Origin of the sequence: Kitasatospora sp. DSM 101779, assembly GCF_025655475.1 — a bacterium.
Classification (GTDB): Bacteria; Actinomycetota; Actinomycetes; order Streptomycetales; family Streptomycetaceae; genus Kitasatospora.
The window spans coordinates 6,979,177-7,005,170 of record NZ_JAHTIK010000001.1; the positions used below are offsets into that span (position 1 = coordinate 6,979,177).

Below are 25,994 nucleotides of genomic sequence, written 5' to 3' on the forward strand. Positions count from 1 at the left end.
CCTCCCATGGCAGCCGGAGCCCGCCCAGAGGAGCGCACGACCGCACGGCGGCCCGGTACGGCCGATAGGGTTCGCACGGTGAGACGCAGGTCAGGCATTCCGGCGAGCCCGCTGCCGCAGCGGGACGGCATCGACGCGGTCCGGCTCCGGCTGCCGCCGGAGGGGCCGTGGCCCACCGCGGGCGCGTACCTGCTGGAGCGCTACGGCCCGGCCGTCGGCCCCGAGCGGGTGGCGGCGATGCTGCGGTCGGGCGTCTTCGTCACCGCCGAAGGCCCGCTCGCCGCCGAGGCCCCCTACCGGCCCGGCGCGTACGTCTGGTTCCACCGGGAGCTGGAGCCGGAGACCCCGGTCCCCTTCGCCGTCGACGTCCTGCACCGGGACGAGCGGATCGTCGTCGTCGACAAGCCGCACTTCCTCTCCACCACCCCGCGCGGGCGGCACGTCACGGAGACCGCCCTCGCCCGGCTGCGCCGCGACCTCGGCCTGCCCGGCCTCAGCCCCGCCCACCGCCTCGACCGGCTCACCGCCGGGCTGGTGCTCTTCGTCGCCCGACCCGAGCTGCGCGGCGCCTACCAGGGCCTGTTCGAACGCCGGGCGGTCCGCAAGGAGTACGAGGCGATCGCCGGGTACGACCCGCAGAGGCCGATGCCGGTCACCGTCCGCAGCCGGATGGTCAAGGAGCGCGGCGAGCTCGCCGCCCGGGAGGTCGCGGGGGAGCCCAACAGCGAGACCCGGATCGAACTCGCCGAGCACCGCGACGGCCTCGCCCGCTACCGGCTGCACCCGCACACCGGCCGCACCCACCAGTTGCGCCTGCACATGGCCTCGCTCGGCCTGCCGATCCTCGGCGACCCGCTCTACCCCCGGGTGCTCCCCGAGCAGGCCCCGGACGACTTCCGTCGCCCGCTCCAACTGCTGGCCGCAGTACTGGAGTTCACCGACCCGGTCAGCAAGGAGCCGCTCCACTTCGAGAGCCGCCGCACCCTGGCCGCCTGGACCTCCCCCGAGGCCTGGGACGAGGGTGTTTAGTGCCCCCACGCGCCCCTGAATCGACCGCACCTTCGAAGGCGACTCCTAGTGGGTTGCGGCGAGCGCACGGACGGTGGCGACGGTGTCGGCCTCGGCGGCGGTCTTGTCGGGCCGGTAGCGGACGACCCGGGCGAAGCGGAGGGCCAGTCCGGCCGGGTAGCGGGGACTGCGCTGCAGGCCGTCGAAGGCGACCTCGACCACCAGCTCCGGCCGCACCTGCACGTCGTAGTCGCCGCGACCGGTCTCCCGGGCGAGCAGCTCCCGGGTCTGCCAGGCCAGCAGTTCGTCGGTCAGCCCCTTGAAGGTCTTGCCGAGCATCACCCACTCCGGCAGGCCCGCCTCGCCGCCGGACCGCGCCCCCAGATGCAGGTTGCTCAGCCACCCGCGGCGCCGCCCGGTGCCCCACTCGGCGGCAAGCACCACCAGGTCCAGGGTGTGGTGCGGCTTCACCTTGATCCATCCGGCGCCGCGCCGGCCCGCCTCGTACCGTGCCGCGAGGTCCTTGACGACCACGCCCTCGTGGCCGTGACCGAGCGCGTCGGCCAGGAAGCCGGCGGCCTGCTCGGGGTCGGCGGTGACCAGCCGGGGCACCCGCCGCGGCTCGTCGACCAGGCCGGCGAGGGCGGCCCAGCGGTGTTCACCGGGCTCGTCCACCAGGTCGGTGCCGTCCAGGTGCAGCAGGTCGAAGAAGTAGGGGTGCAGCGGCACCTCGGCGCGCAGCCGCTCCGGGTCCTGCCGGGAGGCGGTGCGTGCGGCCGTCACCTGGAAGGGCCGGGGCCTGCCGTCCGGGCCGAGCGCGATCGCCTCGCCGTCCAGGACGGCCGAGCGGACCGGCAGGGCCAGGGCGGCCTCGACGAGTTCCGGCACCCGGGCGGTGATGTCGTCCAGGCTGCGGGTGAACACCCCCACCTCGCCGCCCGACCGGTGCACCTGCACCCGGATGCCGTCCAGCTTCCACTCCAGGGCGGCGGGCGAGACCTTCGCCAGCGCCTCGGCGACGCCCGGCGCGGAGGAGGCCAGCATCGGCCGCACCGGCCGGCCGACCTCCAGCCCGAACGCGGCCAGCGCCGCGGCCCCGCCGGTGAGCGCCGCCTCGGCGACCGCCCGTGCCGAGCCGCGGAACATCAGCGCCCGCCGCACCGCCGGTGCCGGCACCCCGGCGGCCCTGGCCACGGCCTCCGCCATCACGCCGTCCAGCGCGCCCTGCCGCAGTTCGCCGACCAGCACGCCGCGCAGCAGCCGCTGTTCGGGCGCGGTGGCCCGTCCGAAGAGGGTGTCGAGGAGCGTCCGCCGGGCGGCCTGTGCACCGCGGCCGTGCACCGCTGCCAGTTCGCCGAGCAGAGCCTCGGTCTCGGCCGTCCCGAGGGTGGCCGCCGCGGCCGGCGGCGGCAGCTCGCGCAGCGCCGCGTAGCCGACGCCGACCCGCATCCGCCGGGACTCCCCGGAGAGCAGTGCGACCGCCGCGGGGGCCTCCCGCGGGCCGAGTTCCCGCAGGCAGTCCGCGAGCAGGACGATCTTCGCCGTCCGACCCGGCTCGGCGGCCACGGCCTCCGAGGCCAGGGCGACACGTTCCAGCACGGCCGACTCCTCTTCCGTGGCGGGGCCTGTGCCTGCCATCCTGCCCCGGCGCCGCGCCCGCCGCCGTGCTTCCCGGGTGCGGGATCGGGTGCGCGATGGGGTGCGCGATGGGGTGGGGCGCGGTCAGAGCCGGCCGAGGGGCACGGTCGCGCCGGTGAGGGTGTCGTAGCTCCGGCCCGCGTCGAAGCTGCCCGTCAGGTCCGGGTGGCGGCCGACCACGGTGTGGGCGAGGGCCAGCTCCTCGGGCTCCAGGCGGCGGGTCAGGCCGATGTGCGGGGCCCAGCGGCCCGGCAGGTAGTGCGGGTTGGGGTCCGCGGCGCCGTCCAGCAGGAGCCAGACGCGGCGGTGCAGGTCGACCAGCTCGAAGCTCGGCACCACGGCCCAGCTGAGCACCCGTCGGCGGCTGCGCGCCGAGAACGACAGCAGCCCGCTCAGCCGGACCGGGAGCGGCAGCGCCTCGGCGAGCAGCTCGCCCACCGCGTCCAACGCCCCCTCGGGCGCGGCCCCGCAGGAGGCCAGCGTCAGGTGCGGCCGGTGCCCGGGGTGGGTGTTGTGGGCGAGGCTCGGGAGGTCGGCCCCGGAGAGCTGCTGCCAGACCCCGCGCACCGCCGCGTCGAGGGCGGGCGCGCAGGTCAGCTCGACGGTCTGCATGGGCCCACGCTACGACCCGGCCGCCGCGCCCCGGCCGACCGGGTTCACCGCCGCGGCGGCCCCAGGCGGGCGCCCGGCCGCCCGCCGGGCGACCATGCGAGGGTGACCACCACCGAGAGCAGCCCGCCGGCCCCGGCCGCCGCGCCGCCCGTCCTGGACCGGCGGCAGCGCAACGTGGTCTTCGTCACGATCATGCTCGGCATGCTGCTGGCCGCCCTCGACCAGACGATCGTGGGCACCGCGCTGCCGACGATCGTCTCCGACCTCGGCGGCGCCCAGCACATGTCCTGGGTGGTCACCTCGTACCTGCTCGCCGAGACGGTCACCACCGCCCTGGTCGGCAAATTCGGCGACCTGTTCGGGCGCAAGCTGGTCTTCCAGGTGTCGGCGATCGTCTTCATCACCGGCTCGTTCCTGTGCGGCCTGTCCACCGACATGCTGATGCTGATCGCCTGGCGGGCCATGCAGGGCGTCGGCGCGGGCGGTCTGATGGTCACCTCGATGGCGCTGATCGCCGACGTCATCCCGCTGCGCGAACGCGGCAAGTACCAGGGCGCGATCGGTGCGGTGTTCGGCGTGGCCACCGTCATCGGCCCGCTGCTCGGCGGGCTGTTCACCGACCACCTGACCCGGCGCTGGGCGTTCTACGTCAACGTCCCGATCGCGATCGTGGTCGTGCTGGCCGCGGCCCGGACGCTCCCCTCGGTGCGGGCCCCCGGCCGCCCGGTCATCGACTACCTGGGCATCGCCCTGGTCGCGGTCGGTGCGAGCGCGGTGATCCTGGCGACCAGCTGGGGCGGCAACCAGTACGCCTGGAGCTCGCCGGTCATCCTCGGCCTGTTCGTCGGCGGCGCCGTCGCGCTCGGCCTGTTCTGCCGGGTGGAGACCCGCGCCGCCGAGCCGATGCTGCCGATGCGGTTGTTCCGCAACCCGGTCTTCACGGTCTGCGCGGTGCTCAGCTTCATCGTCGGCTTCGCGATGCTCGGCGCGATGACCTTCCTGCCGACCTTCCTGCAGTACGTCGACGGGGACTCGGCCACCGTCTCCGGGGTGCGGACCCTGCCGATGGTCTTCGGCCTGCTGATCGCCTCGGTGTTCAGCGGCACCATGGTCAGCCGCACCGGCCGCTACCGGATCTTCCCGATCGTCGGCTCGGCCGTGATGGGCGTCGGCCTGTACCTGCTGTCGCTGATGGACGCCGACACCCCGAGCTGGCTGCAGTCGCTCTACATGCTGGTGCTCGGCGCCGGCATCGGCCTGTGCATGCAGGTGCTCACCATCGCCGTGCAGAACACCGTGGACTACGCCGACCTCGGCACCTCCACCTCCGGCGTCACGTTCTTCCGCACCCTCGGCAGCTCGTTCGGTACGGCCGTCTTCGGCACCATCTACACCAACACCCTCGGTGACCGGCTGGCCGAGGGCATCGCCACGTCCGCCCGGCTCACCGGCGCCGACCCGGCCGCCCTGGCGCGCGCCGCCTCCAACCCGAAGGACCTGCACGCGCTGCCCGCCGACCAGGCCGCGCCGATCGTCGACGCCTACGCGGACACCCTGCACACCGTCTTCCTGTGGACGGTGCCGGTGGCCGCGGTCGGCTTCGTCGTCGCGCTCTTCCTCAAGCAGGTGAGGCTCCGCGACTCCACCCGCGCCACCTCCACCGACATGGGCGAGGGCTTCGCCTCCCCGGTCTCCGGGGACTCGGCGCGGGTGCTGGAACTCGCCGTCGCCAAGATCATCCGCGGTACCGACCAGCAGACCGCCCGGGAGATCGTCGCCCGCTCCGGCACTCGGCTGGACACCGCCGTGGCCTGGGCCGTCATGCAGGTCGAACTCTTCACCCGGACGGTCGGCCACGCCTCGCTCACCCTGATCGCGGCCCGCCGGCGGCTGCCCGGCGAAGTGCTCGAACCGGTCTTCGACCGGGCCGTCGGTGAGGGGTGGCTGTCCCGGGTGAACGGCTACTTCATGCACACCGAGGCGGGGCAGCGGGAGGCCGAGCAGATCGGCCACGCCTGGGCCCAGTGGCTGAACGAACAGCTGGAACGCGAGGCCGGCCGCCCCCGCAGCGCCGAACTCCGCGCCGCCGTCGACACCATCGCCAAACGCCTCATCGCGGAGGACCTGACCGAGGGCCTCCCGGCGAGGATGCTGGGCAACGAGGCAGGGACGGGCAGGCGCCAGGGCTAGCGGCTTCGGACCTGCGGCCCCGGTGGTGGTGCTCAGGTCCGCAGGGTGGCCGTCAGCAGGGCGACATCGTCGTCGGCGGTGGGGGAGAGGCCGGTGAGGACGGCGTCCAGGAGCTGTTCGCCGCGGGCGTCCGGGGGGAGCCGCAGGTGGGTGAGGCGGGCGAGCGAGGCGTCGATGGCCTCGTCGCGGCGCTCGACCAGGCCGTCGGTGTACAGCAGCAGGTGATGGCCGGGCGGGCACTGCGCGGTGGCCTCGGGGAACCCGCTGAACCCGGCGGCGAGCGGCGGGCCGGGCTCGACAGGGAGCAGACGGACCGTCCCGTCGGGGGCGACCAGGGCCGGCGGCAGGTGCCCCGCGCTGGCGAAGGTGCAGGTGCCGGTCTCCGGGGACATCACCAGCGCGAGGCAGGTGGCCGGTCGCCCGGTGGCGAGCGGTGCGGTCAGCCGGTCCATCCGGTCCAGGACCCGGCCCGGCGGCAGGTTCCCGGCGGCGACCATCCGCAGCATCGCCTGGTAGTGGCTCATCTCGACGGCGGCCTCCAGGCTGTGCCCCATCACGTCGCCGATCGCCAGCAGGGTGCTGCCGTCGGGCCGGGCCACCGTCTCGTAGAAGTCGCCGCCGACCAGGGCGCTCGCCCCGGCGGGCCGGTAGCGGAAGGCCACTTCGAGGCCCGGGTGCGGGGCGCCGGGCTCGGCGAGCAGGGCGCGCTGCAGGTCGAGGGCGATGCCGTGCTCGCGGGTGAAGCGGCGGGCGTTGTCGATGCTGACGGCGGCCCGCAGCGCCAGGTCGGCCGCCACCACGGTGTCGTCCTGGGTGAACAGCGGGGAGTCGCCGGCCCGGATCAGGGTGACCGTGCCGAGCGCCCGGCCGCGGGCCACCAGCGGTACCACCAGGCCGGAGTGCACGCCGCCGCGGCGCAGCGCCGCCAGCCGGTCCGGGTGCGCCGCGGCCCGGCCGAGCCGGTCGTCGCTCGGCATGTTCTCGATCACCGGCCGCCCGCTCTCCAGCGCGCGGCGGGCGGCCGAGCCGGGCTGGTGGTCGATGTGCTCGCCGGCCTTGCCGAGCGCCGCCGCGGTCTCCTCCAGTTCGGGCACCGCGACCAGGGAGGCGCGGCGCAGCCGCAGGACGCCGGGGAGGGTGTGCGCGGCGGGGGCGTCCTCGGGCGGCAGCACGTCCACCGAGGCGGCGTCGCCGAGTTCGGGGACGAGGAAGCGGGCGAGTTCGACGCAGGTGGTGTCCATGTCGAGGGTGGTGCCGATCCGGGTGGAGGCGCTGTCGAGCATGGCGAGCCGCTCGCGGGCGCGTTCCAGCTCGTTCTGCTGCTGCCGGGACGCGGTCACCTCCAGCACGATGCCGGCGAGGCCGACGACCGTGCCGTCCACCTCCAGCCGGTGGTAGGCGCCGTGGAAGTAGCGCCGGGCGAGCGGGGAGGGCACCCGGGTCTGGCCGCTGGAGGTGGTCTCGCGGGGGACGCCGTCGGCGAGCACGGCCCGCAGCACGTCGAGCCGCGCGTCGATGCCGGGCACGATCTCGGCGATGGTGCGGCCGATGTGGTCGGCGGCGGGTGCGCCGTTCAGCCGGGCCAGGGCGGTGTTGACGTACACGTACCGCAGGTCGGTGTCGAGGACGCCGACCGCGCCGGGTGTGCCTTCCAGCAGCTCGCGCACGGGGGACGGCAGGGTGCGCCACACACGGTCGTCGGCCACGGGCGTCACCGCCTTCCGGCAGCAGGTCTGCCCTCCATCGTCGCGGGCGGGCGGGGCGGCTGCATCCGCACCCGCCCCGGCGCCGACTTGCCGCGCGCCCGGGCGCTGACAAGGTGGAGAGCGAGCCCTAGGCCCGGAGAGGGGTGCACCCGTGCAGCCGAACGACCGCGACCGCACCGACGCCGCTCTGCTGGAGGCGCTGTTCACCCGTGCCCCGGCCGGCCTGTTCGTGCTGGATCCGGATCTGCGGGTGGTGCGCTTCAACACCGCCGCGCGCGGCATGCGCGGCATGCCGCCGGACGCGGTGGTGGGTCGGACGGTGGAGGAGTTCGCCCCCGGTTTCCCGCACGAGAAGCTGACCGAGCTCGCCCGTTCCGTGCTGGCCAGCGGCAAGTCGGTGCGGCGTTTCCAGGTCACCGGCACGCTCCCGCACGATCCGGAGCGGCCGATGGTCGTCTCGCTGTCGGTCTTCCGGCTGAGCGCGCCCGGCGGCCGGGTGCTCGGCCTGGCCGTGATGGTCGAGGACGTCACCGAGCAGCAGGCCACGGCGGACCGGCTGGCGATCCTCCACGACGCCCAGCGGCTGATCGGCTCCACCCTGGACGCCTCGGCCACCGCCGGGGAACTCGCCGAGGTGGCGATCGGCCGGTTCGCCGACGCCGTGATCGTCGACCTGCTGGACGACGTGCTGCGCGGGCGCCGACTGCTCCCCGGACCGGTCGCCGCCGATGCGCCGCTGCGCCGGGTGGTGCTCCGCTCCGTGGAGGAGTTCCGCAGCGCGACGGAGCCCGGCGAGCTGACCTCACTGCACTTCCCGACCGTGCTCACCCAGAGCATGCACGACCACCACCCCCGGCTGATCGCCCGCCTCACCCCGGACGAACCGCTGCTGGCGGCCGATCCGGTGCGGGCCCGGCGGCTCGCCGAGGCCGGGGCGCACTCGCTGATCGTCGCGCCGCTCACCGTGCACGGCACCGCGCTCGGCCTCGCCGCCTTCATCCGGACGACCACCGGGGCGCCGTTCGGGGAGCAGGACCTCGAGCTGGCGGCCGAGCTGGCCGGCCGGACGACGCTCAGCGTCCACCGGTCCTGGCAGTACCTGCACGAGCGGACCATCGCGACCACACTGCAGCGGCGCCTGCTGCCCGTCCGGCCGCCCGACCTGCCCGCCGTCGACACGGCCTACCTGCACCTGTCCGGCGACGCCGGCGCGGACTGGTTCGACGTCGTCCCGCTCTCCGGCGGTCGGGTCGCCCTGGTCTGCGGCACGGTCGCCGGACGCGGCGTCGAGGCGGCCGCCACCATGGGCCAGCTGCGCACCGTCGTGCAGACCCTGGCCCGTCAGGACCTCCCCGCCGACGAACTGCTCGGCGTCCTCGACGAGACCGTCCGGCGCCTCGCCGAGGAGACCGTCCCGGAACCGGGCGAGCCGCCGGTCGCCGCCAGCTGCCTCTACCTCGTCTACGACCCGGTGACCGGCCGGTGCAGCGCGGCCGCCGCCGGCCACCCCCCGCTGGTGCCGATCGCCCGCGACGGCGGCCTGCTCGACTTCGAGGTGCCCGTCGGCCCGGCGCTCGGCCGCGGCGGCGGCGAGGGCTACGAGGCGGTCTCCGCCGAACTCCCCGAGGGCAGCCTGCTCGCCCTGCACACCCGCGGCCTCACCGCGGGCGCCGACACCGGTGACCGGTCCGGCCGGGACCGGCTGCGCCGGCTGCTCGCCCACCCCGACCGCAGCCTGCGCGAGCTGTGCGACGACGTCGCGTACGCCGCCGTGCCGCACCGGCTCGACGAGGACGCGCTGCTGCTGCTCGCCCGGACGAAGCTCTTCGGCAGCGACCGGGTCGCCCTCTGGACGCTGCCCGCCGACCCGGCCGTGGTCGCCACCGCGCGCACCCTCGTCGCCCAGCAGCTGACCGCCTGGGGACTGGCTTCGATCGTCGCCGACACCGAACTGATCGTCAGCGAGCTGGTCACCAACGCCATCCGCTACGGCCGCGGACCCGTGCGGCTGCGGCTGATCCGCGACCGCGGCCTGCTCTGCGAGGTCTCCGACAGCAACTCCGCCGCCCCGCACATGCGGCTCGCCCGCAGCGGGGACGAGGGCGGCCGCGGCCTGTTCCTGGTGATGCACCTGAGCCGCCGCTGGGGCACCCGGTACGGGGAACGCGGCAAGACCGTCTGGTCCGAGCAGCGCGTCCCCGACCCGGTGCGGGCCGCAACCATCGCATGATCAACTCGTTGGATCATCTGCAGTCCACCCCGGCTGCCGCCCGAACCGCAGGGCTCGTCCGACGACGCGCGCCGCTGCGACGCGAACTGTCAGACAAGCCCTAGCCACCGGAGCCCGCTCCCATGGACCGCCCCACCCTGCGCCGCCCCGCGCCGCGGCCCGCCGCCCCGCCCCGCCCGCCCGGCACTGGGACGGCGAGCGCTTCGACCCGTGCACCGTCCGCGTCCAGCCCGGCGACCTGATCCGCCGCCGACGGGCCGCCCGGATCGCCGCCGCCGCACTGCTGCTCCTGCCCCTTGCCGCGGGCGCGCAGCTCGTCCAGCACGAGTCCCGCGCACCCGCCCTCCGGCTGCCCGGCTCCGACTCGGCCACCGCCGCAGCCGGACCGGGCGGCCTCGTCCGCGCCGCCCCCGGCCTGTGGCGCCGTACCGCCCGGCTCGACCACACCGCCTGGCCCGCCCGCGGCGACCGCACCGGCGACCGGGCGCTGCTCGGCCGTGCCCTCGCCGCCTGGGACGGCACCGCCCCCGCCGGCCTCGAACCCGGCACCGCCGCCGGCCCGCCCGCCGAGCCCCCGCAGCTGCTGTACGCCGGCACCGTCGACGGCGACCAGGTCGTCCTGCTCTCCGACGGCTCCCGGATCGCCCGGTGGACGGACGGCCACGGCCTGCTGCTCGCCCGCTCCGACGACTCCGACGTCACCACGGCCGCCGCCCTGGTGCTGCACCGCACCGGCGAGTCCGTCCGCTACCTGCTCGCCCCCTGGATCTCCGAGGCTTCGCTCCGCAGCCTCCGCGCCCCCGACACGCCCGCCCGCCCGCTCGGCCGCCGGGACGGCGTCACCGACCCGGTGCCCGCGCCCCCGGCCGGCGGCTGCCCGGACCTCACCGCCCTGCAGCTGCGCTCCTCCCGGGACGTCGCCGAGAACCACGCCTTCCTGCTCGCCGACCTCGGCGGCCTCGCCCCCGCCCACCTCACCTACACCCCGCCGCCCACCACCGGGGCCGCCCGCGCACCCCGCGAGGCCACCGGGCCCGAGGCACTGACCACCTGGGCCCGCACCGTCTGCGCCCTCCCCGAGCGCACCCCCGGCGTCAAGGCCCTGAACGCCTGGGCCTTCGCCGTCCAGCCGCTGCCCCAGCGGGCCGGCACCGCCACCTGGGTCTGCCTGCGCACCGACCGCTGGAACGGCACCGGCTCCGCCGCCACCGAACTGCTGCTGCCCGGTGCCGCCGAACCCGAGAGGACGGGCTACGCCGAGGGCCGCGGCTGCAGCCGATTCGACCAGGACACCGTGGCCTGGAGCCGCTGGCGCGCCCCCGACGGGCACGACCTGCTGCTCGTCGCCGCCAGCCGCCGCATCGTCGGCCTCACCGTGCACGAGCCGGGTGCCGCCGACCGCTCCGTCGGCGACCGCACCCTGGTCGTCGACCGGCCCGGCGCGGGCCGCCCCACCGTGGAGGGCACCCGCGCGGACGGCACACCCGTCCGTCCGCTGCCCTGACGGCCCGCCCGCGGGCGCCGCCGCTCACCCGCCCGGCCGCCCCGGCGGGCTGCGAACGGCCGCCCCGCATACGGTCGTCGGGATCCCTGCGGACACGACGACGGAGGCACCGGGTGGCCACGACCAGCCTGCCGGAGGAGGCACCGCCGGCACCCCCGCCCGAGCCGGCACCACCGCGGCGGGTCGCCCTGCGGGCCTCCCTCACCGCGAGCGGCGCCTGCGTCCTGCTGGTCCTCGCGATCGTGCTCGGCAGCCGCGGCCTGCGCGACTTCGACTCCGCGCTGGTGCCCTACGCCGTCGCCACCGTCTTCCTCGCCTTCGGCGTCGTCTACCGCTGCACCGTCTGGATCTCCTCCCCCGCGGTCGCCCGCCTCTTCCGCCAGGGACGGCGCGCCGTCCTCTCCCGGCACAACCTGCGCCGGCTGCCCACCGCCCTGCCCCGGCTCGCCGTCACCTGCCTCGGCTTCCAGAAGTTCCTCGGTGCCCGCTCGCACGCCCACCGGGCCGCCCGCCAACTCCTCCTCTGGGGCTGTCTGCTGGCCGCGGCCATCACCTTCCCGCTGACCTGGGGCTGGTTCACCTTCACCGCCGTCGGCCCGGACGGCCCCGGCTACCGGATGCGGCTGTGGGGCGTCGAGCTCGTCGGCTTCACCTACGACAGCGCCCTCGGCTGGGCGCTCTACCACGGACTCGACCTGGCCGCCGTGATGGTGATCGCCGGCAGCGGCTACTTCCTGTGGCGCCGGATGCGCGACCGGCAGGCCGTCACCGGACAGCGCCTCGGCTACGACCTCGTCCCGCTGCTCGCCCTGATCACCGTCTCCGTCACCGGGCTGCTGCTCACCCTCTCCGAGATCGCCCTCGAGGGCGGCGGCTACCAGTTCCTGTCCGTGCTGCACATGGCGTCCGTCGTGCTCACCCTGGTCTACCTGCCCTTCGGCAAGTTCTTCCACATCGTGCAGCGCCCCGCCGCCGTCGGCATGCAACTGGTCAAACCGGTCTCCCGCACCGAAGGCGGGATCCTGCCCTGCCGCAACTGCGGCCGGCCGATCGACACCGCCGCGTACATCGCCAACCTCCGCGGCACCATGCGCGACCTCCACCTCGACGTCGACAGCTGGGCCGAGACCTGCCCGCGCTGCACACGGGTGCTGCGCGGTGGCGCCTACCTCTCCCAGGTGAAACGGGGCTTCCGGTGACCGGCTCCGCCCGCCGCACCGCATCCGCCCGCCGCATCGACCCGGTGATCGCACCGCCCGGCACCCGCGGCTTCCGCGACGCCTCGCGCGGGCCGGCGCCGATGTGCGCCACCGTCGGCCCGGCCGGCGTCCGCTGCTACGGCACGGTCGAGGAGCTCCAGGCCGAACGGTCCGGCGTCGAGGTCTCCGCGCAGTTCTCCTTCGGCGACGCCGAGGTGGCCACCGGGGTGGCCGCCGTGGTGCCGGCCGAGCGCCGCGCACCCGTCCCGGGCGGCCTGCTGCCGCTCGTCGAGGTCAACGGGCGCCCCGAGCCCGGGAACGGAGCAGCGCGATGACCGACCCGACGGACCCCGAAGGGGCGTCGCTCGAACACGCGGCCCCGGTCGACCGGATCTCCGCCGACTCCCTCACCACCCGCCGCGACTGCCTGCGGATCGTCGCCACCGTCTCCGGCGGCCTCGCCGTCGGCTCCGCGGTCGTCGCCGCCGGTGTGCTGCCCCGGCACGGCGACGGCACCGCCACCGCGCTGCGGATCGCCGACCGGATCGGCCGAGGCCAGGCCGTCCCCTTCTCCTACCCCGGCGAGGACGACCGGGCGATCGCCGCCAGGCTCGCCGACGGCACCCTGGTCGGCTGGTCGACGATCTGCACCCACCTCGCCTGCGGCGTGGTCCGCCGCCCCGACCACGGACGCGACGGCGACCTCTACTGCCCCTGCCACGAGGGCGAGTTCGACATCCGCACCGGCGCGGTCACCGCCGGGCCGCCGCCGCGGCCGCTGCCCAGGGTGCTGCTGGTCGAGGACGCCCGCGGCGCCGTCTGGGCGGTCGGCACCGCCCGGTCCGGCGAGGACCCGCAGGCCGGCCTCTGCCGCGGCCTGCGGGAACGGGACCCGGACCTCGCCGACCGGATCGGCTGCGACTCGTGACCGCCCCCGAGGAGTACCACGCCGGCAGCGAGCAGCCCGGGCTCAACCGGCCGCTGCACCAGCGCTGTCCGCAGATCCGGGCGACCAGCGGCCACGCCGACCCGCGGGTGCACGCCCCCGGCCCGGGACCCGGGGCCGGCGGCGAGCACGAACCCGAGCGCTCCTCGATGCTCAGCGCCCGGGTGGCCCTGGCCTGCACCGTCGTGATCGGCCAGCTGTGGGCCCTGACGGTGGCCACCGACGCGTGGACGGAGGGCCGCACCGGCACCGCCTGGTGGTGCACCGGGTTCTCGGCGCTGTCCTTCCTGGTGGTGCTGGTCGTCTGGTGGTACGCGCCGCGGGGCGACCGGTAGCCGTTCGCGGGGGACGTGGTGCAGGTGTCCGGGCGGGCGAGAGCATTCGTGGTGGATCGTCAAGAATGCTCGCTGTCGCCCGAATTGCTGAATGATCTTCTCTCCGGCATAGTGCATGCCCATGATCACCGGGGCACCCCCAATGCCGTCGTCCGTGACGGCCCTCGGCGATCAGGAGAGGAACAGCGTGTTCACCCTCAAGCGTTTCGCCGTGGCCTCCGCCGCCGCCGTGGCCATGGTCGTCGGCATAGCGGGCACCGCCTCCGCCACCGAGCCCCAGGTCGACGTCTGGTCGTCGTCCAACCCCGACAGCTGCGGCTACGCGGGCTTCGCCACCAACGGCGACAACTTCTACTTCCAGGACCACTGCAAGGACGGCCACGGCGTCCGCGTGGAGTACACGACGCCCACCAAGGGCCAGCCCAGCACCTCCGACGGCAAGCACACCATCGACTACACCGGCGGCTACACCGGCTTCCACTGGACTTCGGCGGCGAACAGCAACAAGGACTTCGCCGAGGGTGCCTGCTTCTACTTCCGGGCGGGCCTGGAGGAGAGCGGCACCTACATCAAGGGCACCTACGACGTCTGGCACCTCGCCTGCGCCTGACACTTCCCGGAGTGCACTTCCGCGCCGCGACCCGGTAGCCGCCGGCCCTGACGGCTGCGGGACGTAGGCGGCGGGCGGTCCGCACGGTCCGGCGCACCGGCCCGTCGGTGCAGAGCGGACGGCGGACCGTCCCCGCCCCCGGGCGCTGCGGGCCGCCGGTTCGGGAGGCGGGGGCCGACGGCGGGCGGGCTCGGGGTATAACTGCAGCGTGACCACCGATCTGCCACCGTCGACCAGGCCCGTGACGCTGGAACACGTCGCCAAGGTGGCCGGCGTGTCCCGGGCGACCGTCTCCCGCGTGGTGAACGGCAAGTCCACCGTCGATCCGGAGCTGCGCCGGATCGTCGAGGAGGCCGTCGCCGCCACCAACTACGTGCCGAACTCGGCCGCCCGCTCGCTCGTCACCCGGCGCACCAACTCGGTCGCACTGGTGGTCTCCGAGGCGGAGCGCCGCGGCCAGCCGCTCGACCCGTTCGTCGGCCGGATGTTCACCGACCCGCACTTCGGCCGGGTCGTGAGCGGCGTGATCCAGGTGCTGCGCCCGCAGGGGATGGCCATGGTGCTGATGCTGGCGGACGACGCCGAGTCGCGCGGCCAGCTGCAGGGCTACCTCCGGCAGGGCCACGTGGACGGCGTCATCCTGGTGTCCTCGCACGCCGCGGACCCGCTGCCGCAGTGGCTCACCGAGGCCCGCATCCCGGCCGTGCTCGCCTCCCGGCCCGCCTCCTCCGCCTCCATCGCCTACGTGGACGTGGACCAGCGCGAGGGCGTACGGCTGGCCGTCGACCACCTGGTCGGCCTCGGACGGCAGCGCATCGCCACGATCAGCGGGCCGCTGGACATGCCGGCCAGCCGGGAGCGGCTCGACGGGTTCCGCGAGGCGCTGGCGGCGCACGGCCGCGGCGACGCCGTCCACGTCGAGGGCGACTTCACCCAGGACGGCGGGGCGAGCGCGATGCGGGCACTGCTGGAGCGCGCGCCCGACCTGGACGCGGTGTTCATCGCCTCCGACCTGATGGCTCTCGGGGCGCTGCCGGTGCTGTCGCGCAGCGGGCGGCGCGTCCCGGAGGACGTGGCGGTGGTCGGCTTCGACGACAGCAGTGCCGCGCTGGCCTGCGACCCGCAGCTGACCACGGTGCGGCAGCCGGTGGAGGACATGGCGGCCGAGATGGCGCGGCTGGTGCTGCGGCAGATCGCGGAGCCGGCGAAGACCATGCCGATGGTGGTGTTCCGGCCGACGCTGGTCGTGCGGCAGTCCGCCTGAGACGGCCCCGGGGCGTGTGGTGCACCACCGGGTGCCCGCACGCGCCCCTGGAGCCTTGTCCTCCGAGAGAGCCTTTTCTCGATTCTGGCCAGTAGTCGGGTACGCGCCCATTGACACCGGAGGTTTTTCGGGGGCACTCTCGTGGCGCTGACGAGAGAGCGCTCTCTCGGTTGTCTCGGAGGAGGACGGCTCGTGGATCTGACCGCCCCGGAGTGGCACCGGCCGACCCTGGAGGACGTGGCCCAACGGGCCGGGGTGTCCAGGGCCACCGCCTCCCGGGTGGTCAGCGGATCGCACCCGGTCGGCGAGCGGCGCCGGTCGGCGGTGCTGCGGGCGGTCGCCGATCTGCAGTACGTGCCCAACCAGGCCGGGCGTTCGCTGGTGAGCCGCCGCACCGGTTCGTACGCGCTGGTGCTGCCGGAGGGCATGGGGCAGGTCTTCTCGGAGGGCTTCTTCCCCACCCTGATCCGCGGTGCCACCGCGGAACTCGAGGATTCCGACGAGCAGTTGGTGATCCTGCTGGCCGGGTCGGCGGCCGGCCGGCGGCGGATCGAGCAGTTCGCGCGGGGCGGGCACGTGGACGGTGTGGTGCTGGCCTCGGTGCACGACCGCGATCCGCTGCCCGAGCTGCTCGCGGGCACCGGCATCCCCGTGGTGTGCTGCGAACGCGCCTACGGCGGCGTCCAGTTGCCCTATGTGGGCGTGGACAACGCGGGCGGTGCGGCCGCCGCCGTCCGCTACCTGAAGAAGATCGGCCGCAGCCGGATCGCCACCGTCGCCGGACCCTCGTCCACCCCGGCCGGGCAGGACCGGCTGGGCGCCTATCTGCGGGAGACCGGCCGGGTGCACCGCCGTCCGCTGGTCGCCGAGGCGGACTTCACCGTCGAGGGAGGGCAGGCCGCCACGGCCCGGCTGTTGGCGCAGGAGCCGCGGATCGACGGCCTGTTCGCCGCCTCCGACCTGATGGCCCTGGGCGCCCTGGAGGCGCTCCGCCGGGCCGGGCGGCGGGTACCCGAGGACGTGGCCGTGGTCGGCTTCGACGACGTCGACTGTGCCCGGACGACCGAACCCGCGCTCACCACCGTGCACCAGCCCATCGAGCAGCTCGGTCGCCAACTCGTACGCCTGGTGCAGCGGTTGGCGGCGGGGGAGCAGGCCGGACCGGCGCTGGTGCTGCCCACCGCGCTCGTCCTGCGCGACTCCGCCTGACCGGCACCCGCCCACCCGTCCCTTCCCCCACCCCGAGGACGGCCATGGACCGGACCCGACCGTACCGGCTGCCGACGCGCGGACCGCCCGCGCACCGCCCCACTCGTGCACCGCCCCACTCGTGCACCGCCTCACCCCGTGCACCGCAGTACCGACTCCGCACCACCCCCACCCAGCTGGAGTTCCCCATGACCACCGCACCACCGGCCGCCGCGGCGCGCCCCCACCGGGTGCTGACCCGGTTGCTCACCGCCCTCGTGCTGGCCCTCGGCGCCCTGCTCGTGCCGTTCGCGCCGGCCGCCCCCGCGGCGGAGAGCCTGCTCTCGCAGGGCAAGACCGTCACCGCCTCCTCCACCGAGAACGGCGTGGCCTTCCCCGCCTCGGCCGCCGTCGACGGCAATGCCGGCACCCGCTGGTCCAGCGCCTTCGCCGACCCGCAGTGGCTGCAGGTCGACCTCGGCGCCACCGCCACCGTCAGCCGGGTCGTCCTGCAGTGGGAGGCGGCCTACGCGACCGGCTTCAAGCTGCAGACCTCGGCCGACGGCAGCACCTGGACGGACGTCTACACCACCGCGAGCGGCACCGGCGGCACCCAGAACCTCACCGTCGGCGGCACCGGCCGCTACGTCCGGATGTACGGCACCGCCCGCGCCACCCAGTACGGCTACTCGCTCTGGGAGTTCCAGGTCTACGGCACCCCGGGCGGCGGCTCCGGCGGCGGCGACGTCCAACTCTCGTACAACAAGCCCGCGGTGGCCTCCAGCAGCCAGAACGACGGCAGCTGCGGCAACTGCACCCCGGGCAAGGCGGTCGACCAGGACCCGGCCACCCGCTGGGCCACCGCCGCCTGGAGCGACCCGGGCTGGATCTCCATCGACCTCGGCGCCACGGCCACCGTCCACAAGGTGATCCTGCAGTGGGACCCGGCCTACGCCACCGCGTACAAGCTGCAGGTCTCCGACGACGCCGCCAACTGGACGGACATCTACTCCACCACCACCGGCAAGGGGTTCAAGGAGACCATCACCAACCTGAACGGCACCGGCCGCTACGTCCGGATGTACGGGACCGCCCGGGTCGGCCAGTACGGCTACTCGCTCTGGGAGTTCCAGGTGTTCGGGACCGGCGGCAGCCCAGTCCCCCCGCCGCCGCTGCCGCCCAACCCGTCCTTCCCGGCCGGCCGGCTGGTCTTCGGCGACGAGTTCAGCGGTTCCAACGGCACCGCGCCGGACACCGGCAAGTGGACCACCGACCCCGGTGCGGGCGTCAACAACGAGCTGGAGTACTACACCACCGGCAACAAGAACCTCTACCAGGACGGCACCGGCAACCTGGTGATCGAGGCCCGCAAGGAGGTCACCCCCGGATCCGCCTGCCCGCGCGACCCCCTCTCCGGCAGCACCGTCTGCCAGTACACCTCGGGGCGGATCAACACCTCGGGCCACTTCGACTTCACCTACGGCCACGCCGAGGCGCGGATCAAGGTGACCGGCACCCAGGGCCTGTGGCCGGCGTTCTGGATGCTCGGCTCCGACTTCAAGACCGGGACGCCGTGGCCGTACTCCGGTGAGATCGACGTCATGGAGCACGTCGGCAAGGTCGCCGACTCGGTGTACTCGACGCTGCACGCGCCCGCCTACAACGGCGCCGGCGGGTACGGCTCGCCGTACACCCTGGCGGGCACCGACTTCGCCGGCGCCTTCCACACCTACGCGGTGGACTGGGATTCCGCCCACATGACGTTCTCCGTGGACGGCAGCGCCTTCTTCACCGTGGACCGCACCGCCCTGGAGGCCACCCGCGGGCCCTGGGTGTACGACCACCCGTTCTACCTGATCCTCAACAACGCGGTGGGCGGCGACTGGCCGGGCGCGCCGGACGCCTCGACCGTCCTGCCGCAGAAGATGCTCGTGGACTACGTGCGCGTGTACCAGTAGGCCTCCCTGCCGTAGCGGGATTCGCCGCCGGCCGGAGCCCCGCGCGCGGGGCCCCGGCCGGCGGTGCCGGGCCGCCCGCTCAGGGGCGGTACACGGTGCCCGGCTGCGGGGTCGCCGGGGCGAGCAGCTGCGAGACCGTCACCACGGTGTAGCCGCGGCGGTGGAGTTCGGCGAGGATGCCGGGCACGGCCGGGACGGTGCCCGGGTAGATGTCGTGCAGCAGGATGATGCCGTCGCGGCGGACCTGGTCGAGGACCCGCTGCCGGATCAGCGCCGAGTCGTTGGTGTCGTAGTCCTTGGCGGTGACGCTCCACAGCACCTGGGCGACGCCGAGTTCGGCACAGATCCTGGACACCTCGTCGTCGGTGCGGCCCTGCGGCGGGCGCATCAGCACCGGTCGCCGGCCGGTGATGCGCTGCACCGCGTCCTGGGTGAGGGAGATCTCCTTGCGGGCCTCGGCGGGTGGGATGTCGGTGAGGATCCGGTGCGTCCAGGTGTGGTTGGCCGGCTCGTGCCCCTCGGCGACGATCCGCCGGACGGTGTCCGGGTGCTGCTCCACGTGGTTCTTGCCGAGCATGAAGAAGGTCGCGTGGGCGTTCTCCTGCTTCAGGATGTCGAGCAGCTTCGGCGTGTACTCGCTCGGCCCCGCGTCGAAGGTCAGCGCCACACAGGTGGCCTTCCGGCAGTCGACGCCCGGCACGGCGGTGTCCCGCGAGACCGCCGAGGCCCGCTCGCGGGCCTCCTTCGGCGCGGTGGTGTCGAACGAGGCGCAGCCGCCCAGTGCCAGGGCGGTCGCCACCGCCGTGAGCAGAGCCTGTGTCGTGCGCCTGCGAATCCTCTTCTCGACCGGCGGCATGGAGCCCCCCTCCCTTCGGACGCACCCCCCGGTCGGAGGTGCGTTCGAGAAGACCCTAGGCGAGCTTGCATACCGGGTATGTGGGTGGGTGCCCCCGAGGGTGGTGGATCAGGCCATCCAGAAGAAGACCGCGGTCATCCGCTTGTCCTCCAGGGTGCTGCCCCAGTAACCCGTCGCGGTGTGGATGATGTTGGCGCTGTAAAGCAGCAGCCGGTTGAAGCGGTGCGGGACGCGGACGTCCTCCACGAAGGCGTTCGAGGGGACGAAGCGGGTGCCCAGGGCGTCGACCAGGTTGTTGTGCGGCGCGGCGACGATGTTGCCGCCGAGCGCGCCGTTGGGCATCTGCTGGCGGTAGAAGCTGGTGCCGCAGTCCTTCGGGGCCGCCGGGTTGAGGTAGAGCACGGCGGCGTAGCGGCAGACCAGCCGGGAGTCGGTGTGCGGGCGTGGTTCGCACTCGTCCCGGCCGACCACCTGGATGCAGTTGTGGTTGACGGTGGCGCCGCCCGGCCCGGCCTCCGGCCAGATCCTGCGGGCGCCGGTGGCCTGCATCACCAGGGCCTCGACATGGGCGAGTTCGTCCGGCTCCAGGCCGGGCATGGTGCGCAGGCCGGGCCAGGTCTCCGGCTTGTGCGGGTACCCCTCGCTCCAGTCGTCGCGGGCCAGCGTGCGGGCCCGGACGGCCTCCGCGTCGGGCAGCACGTCGTCGAAGACCCAGTAGTCGCGGCCACGGGTGGGCTTGCGGTACGGCAGCACCGGGATCGCCGGCGTCCGGGGGAGGGGTGACATGGCCCCGACGGTAGCGACGGGCTTCGGCGGCTCTCGCCCGTGATCAGGTCAATTGTGCGTCAAGGCGAGTTCAAGACGGTGGCCTCCGGACACGGCGTCAGAGCAGCCACCCTACGGCGGTGACGGCGCCCAGCACGGTGAGGCCGAGCAGGAACAGGCCGATGACGGCGAATCCGGCGCAGAACAGGGTCTCGGTGCGGTCCTTCTGCTCCTCGGCGCCCGCGGGCCTGCGGGTCACCTGCACGCTCCACACGTCGATCGGCCGCCCGAGGTGCGCGGAGGCGGCCTCGCGGACCTCGGCCAGCCGGGCCCGGGCCGTCGCGGTCGCCGCCCCGGCCTCCGGGCCGCGCCAGGCGAGGGCGAGCATCCGCTCCACCGGGTCGGCGTAGCGGGCCTCGAATGCGGCGGTCTCCGCCGGATCGCGGTCCTCGTCCAGGTACGCCCAGCGGCCGGCCTCGGCGGGTTCGCCGTACAGCCGGTAGACCTCAGCCAGCCGCCGCCGGGCCGTCAGGTCGGCCGGGCACGACCCGACCAGCCCGCGCAGGCGCTGGCGGGCGACGGGTGTCCGGCCGGCGCGGAGGTCCGCGTCGGCCTTGGCGAGGGTGGTCTCGACGGTCATCGGAGCATGGTCGCAGACCCTGCGGACCGGTTCACAGGGGTTTTGCCGACGCCATCCGGGGTCCGCCGCCGACGGACCCGGGACGTCGCGGGTGGCTCGGGCCGTCAGGTCACCGGGGGTGAGGACCTGGTCGTGCCAGTGGGTGAACTGCTGAAGGAGATCGCCGTCGAGCCCCACGGCCGCTTCGTCATCGTCGGGCCGACGGCCTCGAAGACCCGGGCCGGGTCGTCCGGGCGGTTCGCCTGCGCCAGGGCGTAGGCGAGCAGGTTGAGGTCGGCCACGGCCTCGGCGTGGCCGAGGGCGCCCGGCTCGGTCCAGCCCCGGAGGCGCGCGCCGTCGACATTCGGCATCGGCATCCTGTTCCGGGCCGGCTTCCCGCCGGACCGCGCTGTACGCGACTACTGGTTGTTCGTCGACACGGTGCTCGCCCAGGCCGCGGTCGACGCGGCGGTGCTCGACCTGGACGAGCACCGGCGCGAGCAGCAGGGTGCGGCCTGGACCACCCACCCTGCCGAGCTGCCGGCCGACGAGTACCCGAACCTGCACGTCGTGCGCGACCACTTGGCCCTGATGGCGGGCTCGCCGTTCCCCGAGATCCTGGAGATGATGACCGACCGGTTCGCCGCGGAGCCGGCCGCGCAGAACTGAGGCGGGCCACCTGAGGTCCGCGACGTCAGCCGGACGGCAGGAATCCTTCGAGCAGCGGGGCGAGCAGGGTGGTGCGCCGCATCACGTCCATGTGGGTGGTGCGCGGCAGGACGGCGAGGCGGGCGTCCGGGATCAGGTCGTACATCTCGACCGCGTGGTCGAGGCGGACGAAGTCGTGGTCGCCGACGACGAGCAGGGTGGGGGCCCGCAGGGTGCGGAGCCGCGCGGCCGGCCAGCCCTCGAAGGCGGCCACCGCGTCGGAGACCTTGGCGGCGAAGGCGTCGAAGTGCTCCGGCTCGGGGGAGACGGCGAGGTGTGCCGCCCGCATCCCGGCGAAGTCGTCCGCGGTGGGCAGCCGGGTGGAGCCGGACGCGAGTTCTGAGGCGCGGATCTCCTCGTGGTAGCCGTCGGGGCGGTAGTTGACGGAGGCGAGGACGAGGTGGTCGACCCGCTCCGGGTGGTCCAGCGCCAGCTGCAGGGCGACGTAGCCGCCGAGGCTGAAGCCGAGGACGTCGGTGCGCTCGACGCCGAGGCGGTCGAGCAGGGCGAGCACGTCCGCGGCGAGCAGGTCGACCCGGTACGGGCGGTCGCCGTCGCGGGTGTGGCCGTGCCCCTGGAGCTCCGGGGCGATCACCCGGCGGCCGCGGGTCAGCGCGGGCAGCAGCGCGCCGAAGCACAGCTCGGCGGTCAGCAGGCCGCCGTGCAGCACGACCAGCGGCCGGCCGGTCGCGCTGCCGTGCTCCTCGTAGTACAGGTCGAGCCCGTTGACGTGCGCGTAGCTGCCCGTGGTCACGCTGTTCTCCCGTCGGCGGCGGCCGGTCCGGTACCAGTCTGGCCCGTGCCGGCCCTCAGGCCGTGTACCGCTCGACGAGAGTGCACAGGGTGTCGAAGGCGGGCTTGGGCGTGTAGTCGTCCGAGGTGAGCCCGAAGCGGTGGAAGGGCCCCGGGCCGTTGCTGTCGGCGTCGCGCAGCGAGAAGTGGGTGTACCCGCTCAGCCCGAGCGCGGCCGCGTGCTCGGCGACCGTGCGGACCACCGTGCCGACCACCTCGGCCTGCCGCTGCGGCGTCCGGCCGGGGCCGGTGGGCCAGCCGTGCTCGGTGATGTGCAGCGGCAGGTCCCCGAGGCCGGCGGGTTCGAGCACGTTCCCGCGGTGGTGGCGCAGCACCCCCGCGACCGCGTCGGCGAGCTCGGCCGGTGCGACCGGGCGGAACACATCGGGGAAGAAGTCCAGCCCCACGTAGTCGAGTTCGGATCGGAAGCGGTCGCCGCCGAGCTCCGCGAGTTCGGTGGCGAAGGCCGTCGCCGGGCCGAACAGCAAGGTGGTGTTGAAGCCGATCCGCAGGTGGTGGTGGCCGAGTTCGCGGGCCCGGGCACGGGCGGCGCGCACGCCGTGCACGAGCGCCTCCCGGACGGCCGGGTAGTGCCCGTCCAGGACGGCATTGCCGGTGACGTTCGGCTCCTCCGTCACCTGCAGGGTCTGCGTCACCGCGCCGTACTGGCCGACGAGTTCACGCAGGAAGGCGCAGTAGCCGGGGACGTCGCCGGCGGCCGACCGGTACTGGGCGACCAGGTCCAGCCGGCGGCCGCGGACGGCGTACCGCTCGGCACCGGCCGGGGCGGCCGTCGGATGCGGCCCGCCGGGCACCGTGTCGTCGTCGAAGGCGGTGTAGGCGCGGACCAGGAAGGGGCGGCCGGGGCGGCCCTGGAGCCGGTCGAGCAGGGCGGTGATGCGGTCGGGGTCGTCGGGCGGGCCGGCGGCGAGGCCGCCGCTGTCGTCGCCGGAGAGGCCGCCGGGGTAGACGCCGAAGAGCAGGCGGTCAGTCACGGTCGGCTCCGTCCTGCTCCCGGCGCGGGGCGGCGCCGCTGGGCCAGGCGAGCGTGCCGGTGCGGATCTCCTCGGCGATCGACTCCACCCACGCGGTCTCGGCGCGGGCGAGGGCGAGCGCGTACTCGGCCTCGATCACGAACAGCCTCGGCACGCCGGTCACCAGGGCCTCGGCCAGGCGTCGTTCGTCGTCGGCGGTGCGGTCGCGCAGGCGGCGGGCGCGTTCCGCCAGGGCGTCGCGGGCCCGCTCCGGACCGAGGGCGCCGAGGTGGCCGACCGCCCCGAGAAAGGGCGAGAACTCCCGTTCCGGGGTGCGGATCTGCTCGTCCAGCCGGCGGACGAGCTCCTCGTGACCGGCCTCGGTGATGCCGTAGACCGTCCGCTCGGGGCGGCTCCCGGCGCGTTCCCGGCCCCGGGCGGCCACCCAGCCGGCCTCCTCCAGGGCGGCGACGGTGTTGTAGAGGGTGCCGCGGTTCACCGCCGCGGCGTGGTGGGCGCTGCGTTCCCGCAGCTCGGCGAGGATCCGGTGCGGATGGGCATCGCCTTCGAGCAGCAGGCCGAGCAGGGCCGGGACGATCGGGTGGTCGAGCGCGCGTCGTGGCATAGTCGAAATATATCAGTCGAAATAGACTAATTGGCAACGCGGAGCCGGATCGTCCGGATCGACTGCCGGTGCGGAACCGCACGCTCCGCATGTCAGTGCCGGTCGAGATGATGTTCGACATGAAGGACGCAGCCGCCCTGGCCACCCACGCCGCCTATGCCGATGCCGTCGCCACCGCCGTGCAGGCGGCCGCGGCTTACTACGCCGACGGCTCCACGCCGCTGGGCGACGACGAGTACGACGCGCTGCTGCGCTCGATCGAGGCCTGGGAGCAGGCGCAGCCCGGTGAGGTGCTGCCCGACTCGCCGACCGGCAAGGTTGCCGGCGGCACGGCCCTCGGCGACGTCCCGCACAGCGTGCCGATGCTCAGCCTCGACAACGTGTTCTCCGCCGAGGAGCTCGCCGCCTGGGCCGCCGGGCTGGAGCGCCGGCTCGGCCGGCCCGTTGACGGCTGGTGCGTCGAGCCCAAGCTGGACGGCCTCGCCGTCGCGGCCCGCTACCGCGAGGGCCGGCTCGTCCGCCTGATCACCCGCGGCGACGGCCTCGCCGGTGAGGACATCGGCCACGCCGCCGACGCCGTCCTCGGCCTGCCGCAGACCCTCGCCGAGCCGATCGACGTCGAGCTGCGCGGCGAAGTCCTGCTCACCCAGAGCCAGTTCGAGCACGCCAACGAGGTGCGCACCGCTCACGGCGCCACCCCGTTCGCCAACCCCCGCAACGGCGCCGCCGGCACCCTCCGCGCCAAGGACCGCCCCTACCGCATCGAGCTCACCTTCTTCGCCTACGGGGCCATCGGCCTCGGCGGCCTCGGCCACAGCGCCCTGCTCGACCGGCTCGCCGCACTCGGCGCCAACACCGCGGCCAGCACCGCCGCCCGGCCCGGCCGCTGCGAGGGAATCGACGAGGTCCGGCAGCGGATCGAGGAGATCGCCGCGCTGCGCGCCGCCCTGCCGTTCGGCATCGACGGCATCGTGGTGAAGGCCGACGCCGAGGCGGACCAGGAGCAGGCCGGCGCCGGCTCCCGCGCCCCGCGCTGGGCCGTCGCCTACAAGCTGCCCGCGGTGCACAAGGTCACCCGGCTGCTCGGCGTCGAGTGGAACGTCGGCCGCACCGGTGTGATCGCACCACGCGCCGTCCTGGAGCCGGTCGAGGTCGACGGCGTCACCATCACCTACGCCACCCTGCACAACCCGGCCGACATCACCCGCCGCGGCCTGCTGATCGGCGACCAGGTCTTCGTCCACCGGGCCGGCGACGTCATCCCCCGGGTCGAGGCGCCGCTCGTCGACCAGCGCACCGGCGAGGAGCAGCCGATCGTCTTCCCCGCCGTCTGCCCGCGCTGCGGCGACGCCATCGACACCTCGCAGCAGCGCTGGCGGTGCGTGCGCGGCCGCGGCTGCCAGGCCGTCGCCTCGATCCGCTACGCCGTCGGCCGCGACCAGCTCGACGTCGAGGGGCTCGGCGGCACCCGCGCCGTCCAGCTCGTCGAGGCGGGCCTGGTCGCCGACCTCGCCGACCTCTTCGCGCTCACCCGCGAGCAGCTGCTCACCCTCGACCGGATGGGCGACACCAGTGCCGACAACCTGCTCGCGGCGATCGCCGAGGCCAGGACGCGACCGCTGAACCGGGTGTTCTGCGCGCTCGGCGTGCTTGGCACCGGCCGCTCGATGTCCCGCCGGATCGCCGCCCACTTCGGCAGCATGGCGGCCGTCCGTGCCGCGGACGCCGAGGCACTCGCCGAGGTCGACGGCATCGGCCCGGAGAAGGCCACCGTCATCGTCGCCGAACTCGTCGAACTCGCACCGGTGCTGGACAAACTGGCGGCGCACGGTGTCGGCACCGCCGTCACCCCGCCCGCCGCGGCCGCAGCCGTCTCCGAAGAAGGCCCGGCCGGCCCGCTCGCCGGTGAGGCCGTGGTGGTGACCGGCAGCATGACCGGCCCGCTGGCCGACCTGAGCCGCAACCAGATGAACGAGCTGATCGAGCGCGCCGGCGGCAAGGCGTCCTCGTCCGTCTCCAAGCGGACCACCCTGCTGGTGGCCGGCGAGAAGGCCGGCTCCAAGCGTGCCAAGGCCGAGGAGCTCGGCATCCGCGTCATCTCCCCGGAGGACCTGGCGGAGCTGGTGGCCGAGCTGCTGGTGGCGTAGGTCCGGGCTCGGGCCCCCGCGGAGCCGTACTCCGTCCACTGCCCCGGCGGTACCGACGTCCGGTGCCGTCGGGGCGAGGGGGTGCGGGGTGGCGGAGGTCCGACGGGTGTGGAGCGTGCC

The 25,994-nt window shown here is 74.6% G+C and carries 24 protein-coding genes and 1 pseudogene; 14 read left to right on the plus strand and 11 right to left on the minus strand.

Annotated elements, in window-relative coordinates:
* Positions 1–78: 78 nt before the first annotated feature.
* On the plus strand, positions 79–1,029 hold the full coding sequence (locus KSNIM_RS31645; protein WP_263106554.1) for an RluA family pseudouridine synthase: 951 nt from the start codon (positions 79–81) through the stop codon (positions 1,027–1,029).
* Positions 1,030–1,074: 45 nt separating this feature from the next.
* Here the strand turns inward: KSNIM_RS31645 and KSNIM_RS31650 are convergent, their stop codons facing one another.
* Together KSNIM_RS31650 and KSNIM_RS31655 are read right to left on the minus strand one after the other, a co-directional pair.
* Entirely contained in the window at positions 1,075–2,646 is a 1,572-nt protein-coding gene (locus KSNIM_RS31650) for an ATP-dependent DNA ligase (RefSeq protein ID WP_411543806.1), read from the minus strand.
* 84 nt (positions 2,647–2,730) lie between these two features.
* Positions 2,731–3,258 carry a 2'-5' RNA ligase family protein gene (locus KSNIM_RS31655; RefSeq protein WP_263106557.1) on the minus strand — a complete coding sequence of 176 codons (528 nt, stop codon included), beginning with the start codon at positions 3,256–3,258 and terminating at the stop codon, positions 2,731–2,733.
* 102 nt (positions 3,259–3,360) lie between these two features.
* On the opposite strand from KSNIM_RS31655, the gene KSNIM_RS31660 reads away from it, so the two are divergent.
* Entirely contained in the window at positions 3,361–5,448 is a 2,088-nt protein-coding gene (locus KSNIM_RS31660; protein WP_263106558.1) for an MDR family MFS transporter, read from the plus strand.
* 32 nt (positions 5,449–5,480) lie between these two features.
* Here KSNIM_RS31660 and KSNIM_RS31665 read toward each other — a convergent pair whose 3' ends face one another.
* Positions 5,481–7,154 (minus strand): SpoIIE family protein phosphatase, encoded by a 1,674-nt coding sequence (locus KSNIM_RS31665; RefSeq protein WP_263106559.1) that lies wholly within the window; start codon positions 7,152–7,154, stop codon positions 5,481–5,483.
* A 151-nt stretch (positions 7,155–7,305) separates the two neighbouring features.
* Here KSNIM_RS31665 and KSNIM_RS31670 point away from each other — a divergent pair, with 151 nt between their 5' ends.
* Positions 7,306–9,384: a SpoIIE family protein phosphatase gene (locus KSNIM_RS31670; RefSeq protein WP_263106561.1), complete on the plus strand. Its 2,079-nt coding sequence runs from the start codon at positions 7,306–7,308 to the stop codon at positions 9,382–9,384.
* A 100-nt stretch (positions 9,385–9,484) separates the two neighbouring features.
* Here the strand turns inward: KSNIM_RS31670 and KSNIM_RS31675 are convergent, their stop codons facing one another.
* The gene (locus KSNIM_RS31675; protein ID WP_263106563.1) at positions 9,485–10,048 is read right to left on the minus strand and encodes a hypothetical protein; all 564 of its coding nucleotides are present in this window, start codon (positions 10,046–10,048) and stop codon (positions 9,485–9,487) included.
* Positions 10,049–10,102: 54 nt separating this feature from the next.
* On the opposite strand from KSNIM_RS31675, the gene KSNIM_RS31680 reads away from it, so the two are divergent.
* The 9 genes and pseudogenes from KSNIM_RS31680 to KSNIM_RS31720 all read left to right on the plus strand — a co-directional run bounded on the left by KSNIM_RS31680 (position 10,103) and on the right by KSNIM_RS31720 (position 18,388).
* On the plus strand, positions 10,103–10,888 hold the full coding sequence (locus tag KSNIM_RS31680; protein ID WP_263106565.1) for a hypothetical protein: 786 nt from the start codon (positions 10,103–10,105) through the stop codon (positions 10,886–10,888).
* Between the two features lie 113 nt (positions 10,889–11,001).
* Positions 11,002–12,087, plus strand: coding sequence for an MFS transporter (locus KSNIM_RS31685; protein ID WP_263106567.1), 1,086 nt, complete (start codon positions 11,002–11,004; stop codon positions 12,085–12,087).
* 89 nt (positions 12,088–12,176) lie between these two features.
* Positions 12,177–12,422, plus strand: a pseudogene (locus KSNIM_RS31690) (4Fe-4S ferredoxin); the annotation flags it as partial.
* Positions 12,419–13,015: a Rieske 2Fe-2S domain-containing protein gene (locus tag KSNIM_RS31695; protein ID WP_263106568.1), complete on the plus strand. Its 597-nt coding sequence runs from the start codon at positions 12,419–12,421 to the stop codon at positions 13,013–13,015. The pseudogene KSNIM_RS31690 and the gene KSNIM_RS31695, both read left to right, overlap by 4 nt.
* Positions 13,012–13,368, plus strand: a complete 357-nt coding sequence (locus KSNIM_RS31700) for a hypothetical protein (RefSeq protein ID WP_263106569.1) — start codon at positions 13,012–13,014, stop codon at positions 13,366–13,368. The genes KSNIM_RS31695 and KSNIM_RS31700 overlap by 4 nt, the downstream gene beginning before the upstream one ends.
* A 187-nt stretch (positions 13,369–13,555) precedes the next feature.
* Entirely contained in the window at positions 13,556–13,978 is a 423-nt protein-coding gene (locus KSNIM_RS31705; RefSeq protein WP_263106570.1) for a hypothetical protein, read from the plus strand.
* A gap of 208 nt (positions 13,979–14,186) precedes the next feature.
* On the plus strand, positions 14,187–15,242 hold the full coding sequence (locus KSNIM_RS31710; protein ID WP_263106572.1) for a LacI family DNA-binding transcriptional regulator: 1,056 nt from the start codon (positions 14,187–14,189) through the stop codon (positions 15,240–15,242).
* A gap of 192 nt (positions 15,243–15,434) precedes the next feature.
* On the plus strand, positions 15,435–16,451 hold the full coding sequence (locus KSNIM_RS31715) for a LacI family DNA-binding transcriptional regulator (RefSeq protein WP_263106574.1): 1,017 nt from the start codon (positions 15,435–15,437) through the stop codon (positions 16,449–16,451).
* 188 nt (positions 16,452–16,639) lie between these two features.
* The gene (locus KSNIM_RS31720; protein ID WP_263106576.1) at positions 16,640–18,388 is read left to right on the plus strand and encodes a discoidin domain-containing protein; all 1,749 of its coding nucleotides are present in this window, start codon (positions 16,640–16,642) and stop codon (positions 18,386–18,388) included.
* Positions 18,389–18,467: 79 nt separating this feature from the next.
* Here KSNIM_RS31720 and KSNIM_RS31725 read toward each other — a convergent pair whose 3' ends face one another.
* From KSNIM_RS31725 to KSNIM_RS31740, 4 genes are all read right to left on the minus strand, one after another.
* Positions 18,468–19,244, minus strand: coding sequence for a polysaccharide deacetylase family protein (locus KSNIM_RS31725; protein ID WP_263106577.1), 777 nt, complete (start codon positions 19,242–19,244; stop codon positions 18,468–18,470).
* A gap of 108 nt (positions 19,245–19,352) precedes the next feature.
* Positions 19,353–20,030, minus strand: coding sequence for a DUF6445 family protein (locus KSNIM_RS31730; RefSeq protein ID WP_263106578.1), 678 nt, complete (start codon positions 20,028–20,030; stop codon positions 19,353–19,355).
* 97 nt (positions 20,031–20,127) lie between these two features.
* On the minus strand, positions 20,128–20,649 hold the full coding sequence (locus KSNIM_RS31735; protein ID WP_263106579.1) for a DUF6584 family protein: 522 nt from the start codon (positions 20,647–20,649) through the stop codon (positions 20,128–20,130).
* A gap of 104 nt (positions 20,650–20,753) precedes the next feature.
* Positions 20,754–20,999: a hypothetical protein gene (locus KSNIM_RS31740; RefSeq protein WP_263106581.1), complete on the minus strand. Its 246-nt coding sequence runs from the start codon at positions 20,997–20,999 to the stop codon at positions 20,754–20,756.
* Between the two features lie 55 nt (positions 21,000–21,054).
* On the opposite strand from KSNIM_RS31740, the gene KSNIM_RS31745 reads away from it, so the two are divergent.
* Positions 21,055–21,297 carry a hypothetical protein gene (locus tag KSNIM_RS31745; RefSeq protein WP_263106582.1) on the plus strand — a complete coding sequence of 81 codons (243 nt, stop codon included), beginning with the start codon at positions 21,055–21,057 and terminating at the stop codon, positions 21,295–21,297.
* A gap of 25 nt (positions 21,298–21,322) precedes the next feature.
* Here KSNIM_RS31745 and KSNIM_RS31750 read toward each other — a convergent pair whose 3' ends face one another.
* Genes KSNIM_RS31750 through KSNIM_RS31760 form a run of 3 tightly spaced genes read right to left on the minus strand, consistent with a single transcriptional unit; the run spans position 21,323 to position 23,727 of the window.
* The gene (locus tag KSNIM_RS31750; protein ID WP_263106583.1) at positions 21,323–22,090 is read right to left on the minus strand and encodes an alpha/beta fold hydrolase; all 768 of its coding nucleotides are present in this window, start codon (positions 22,088–22,090) and stop codon (positions 21,323–21,325) included.
* Between the two features lie 55 nt (positions 22,091–22,145).
* Complete coding sequence (locus tag KSNIM_RS31755) at positions 22,146–23,123, minus strand: hypothetical protein (protein ID WP_263106584.1); 978 nt, start codon at positions 23,121–23,123, stop codon at positions 22,146–22,148.
* Positions 23,116–23,727 carry a PadR family transcriptional regulator gene (locus tag KSNIM_RS31760; protein WP_263106585.1) on the minus strand — a complete coding sequence of 204 codons (612 nt, stop codon included), beginning with the start codon at positions 23,725–23,727 and terminating at the stop codon, positions 23,116–23,118. The genes KSNIM_RS31755 and KSNIM_RS31760 overlap by 8 nt, the downstream gene beginning before the upstream one ends.
* A 110-nt stretch (positions 23,728–23,837) precedes the next feature.
* Here KSNIM_RS31760 and ligA point away from each other — a divergent pair, with 110 nt between their 5' ends.
* Positions 23,838–25,874: an NAD-dependent DNA ligase LigA gene (gene ligA, locus KSNIM_RS31765; protein ID WP_263108200.1), complete on the plus strand. Its 2,037-nt coding sequence runs from the start codon at positions 23,838–23,840 to the stop codon at positions 25,872–25,874.
* The last annotated feature ends 120 nt before the right edge of the window (positions 25,875–25,994 follow it).

What these genes read in the sequence shown, in the direction of transcription:
- KSNIM_RS31650 (WP_411543806.1), bottom strand. Translation starts at nt 2,646, where the DNA reads ATGGCAGGCACAGGCCCCGCCACGGAAGAGGAGTCGGCCGTGCTGGAA.
- KSNIM_RS31655 (WP_263106557.1), bottom strand. Translation starts at nt 3,258, where the DNA reads ATGCAGACCGTCGAGCTGACCTGCGCGCCCGCCCTCGACGCGGCGGTG.
- KSNIM_RS31695 (WP_263106568.1), top strand. Translation starts at nt 12,419, where the DNA reads ATGACCGACCCGACGGACCCCGAAGGGGCGTCGCTCGAACACGCGGCC.
- KSNIM_RS31720 (WP_263106576.1), top strand. Translation starts at nt 16,640, where the DNA reads ATGACCACCGCACCACCGGCCGCCGCGGCGCGCCCCCACCGGGTGCTG.
- KSNIM_RS31725 (WP_263106577.1), bottom strand. Translation starts at nt 19,244, where the DNA reads ATGCCGCCGGTCGAGAAGAGGATTCGCAGGCGCACGACACAGGCTCTG.
- KSNIM_RS31730 (WP_263106578.1), bottom strand. Translation starts at nt 20,030, where the DNA reads ATGTCACCCCTCCCCCGGACGCCGGCGATCCCGGTGCTGCCGTACCGC.
- KSNIM_RS31735 (WP_263106579.1), bottom strand. Translation starts at nt 20,649, where the DNA reads ATGACCGTCGAGACCACCCTCGCCAAGGCCGACGCGGACCTCCGCGCC.
- KSNIM_RS31740 (WP_263106581.1), bottom strand. Translation starts at nt 20,999, where the DNA reads ATGCCGAATGTCGACGGCGCGCGCCTCCGGGGCTGGACCGAGCCGGGC.
- KSNIM_RS31760 (WP_263106585.1), bottom strand. Translation starts at nt 23,727, where the DNA reads ATGCCACGACGCGCGCTCGACCACCCGATCGTCCCGGCCCTGCTCGGC.
- ligA (WP_263108200.1), top strand. Translation starts at nt 23,838, where the DNA reads ATGTTCGACATGAAGGACGCAGCCGCCCTGGCCACCCACGCCGCCTAT.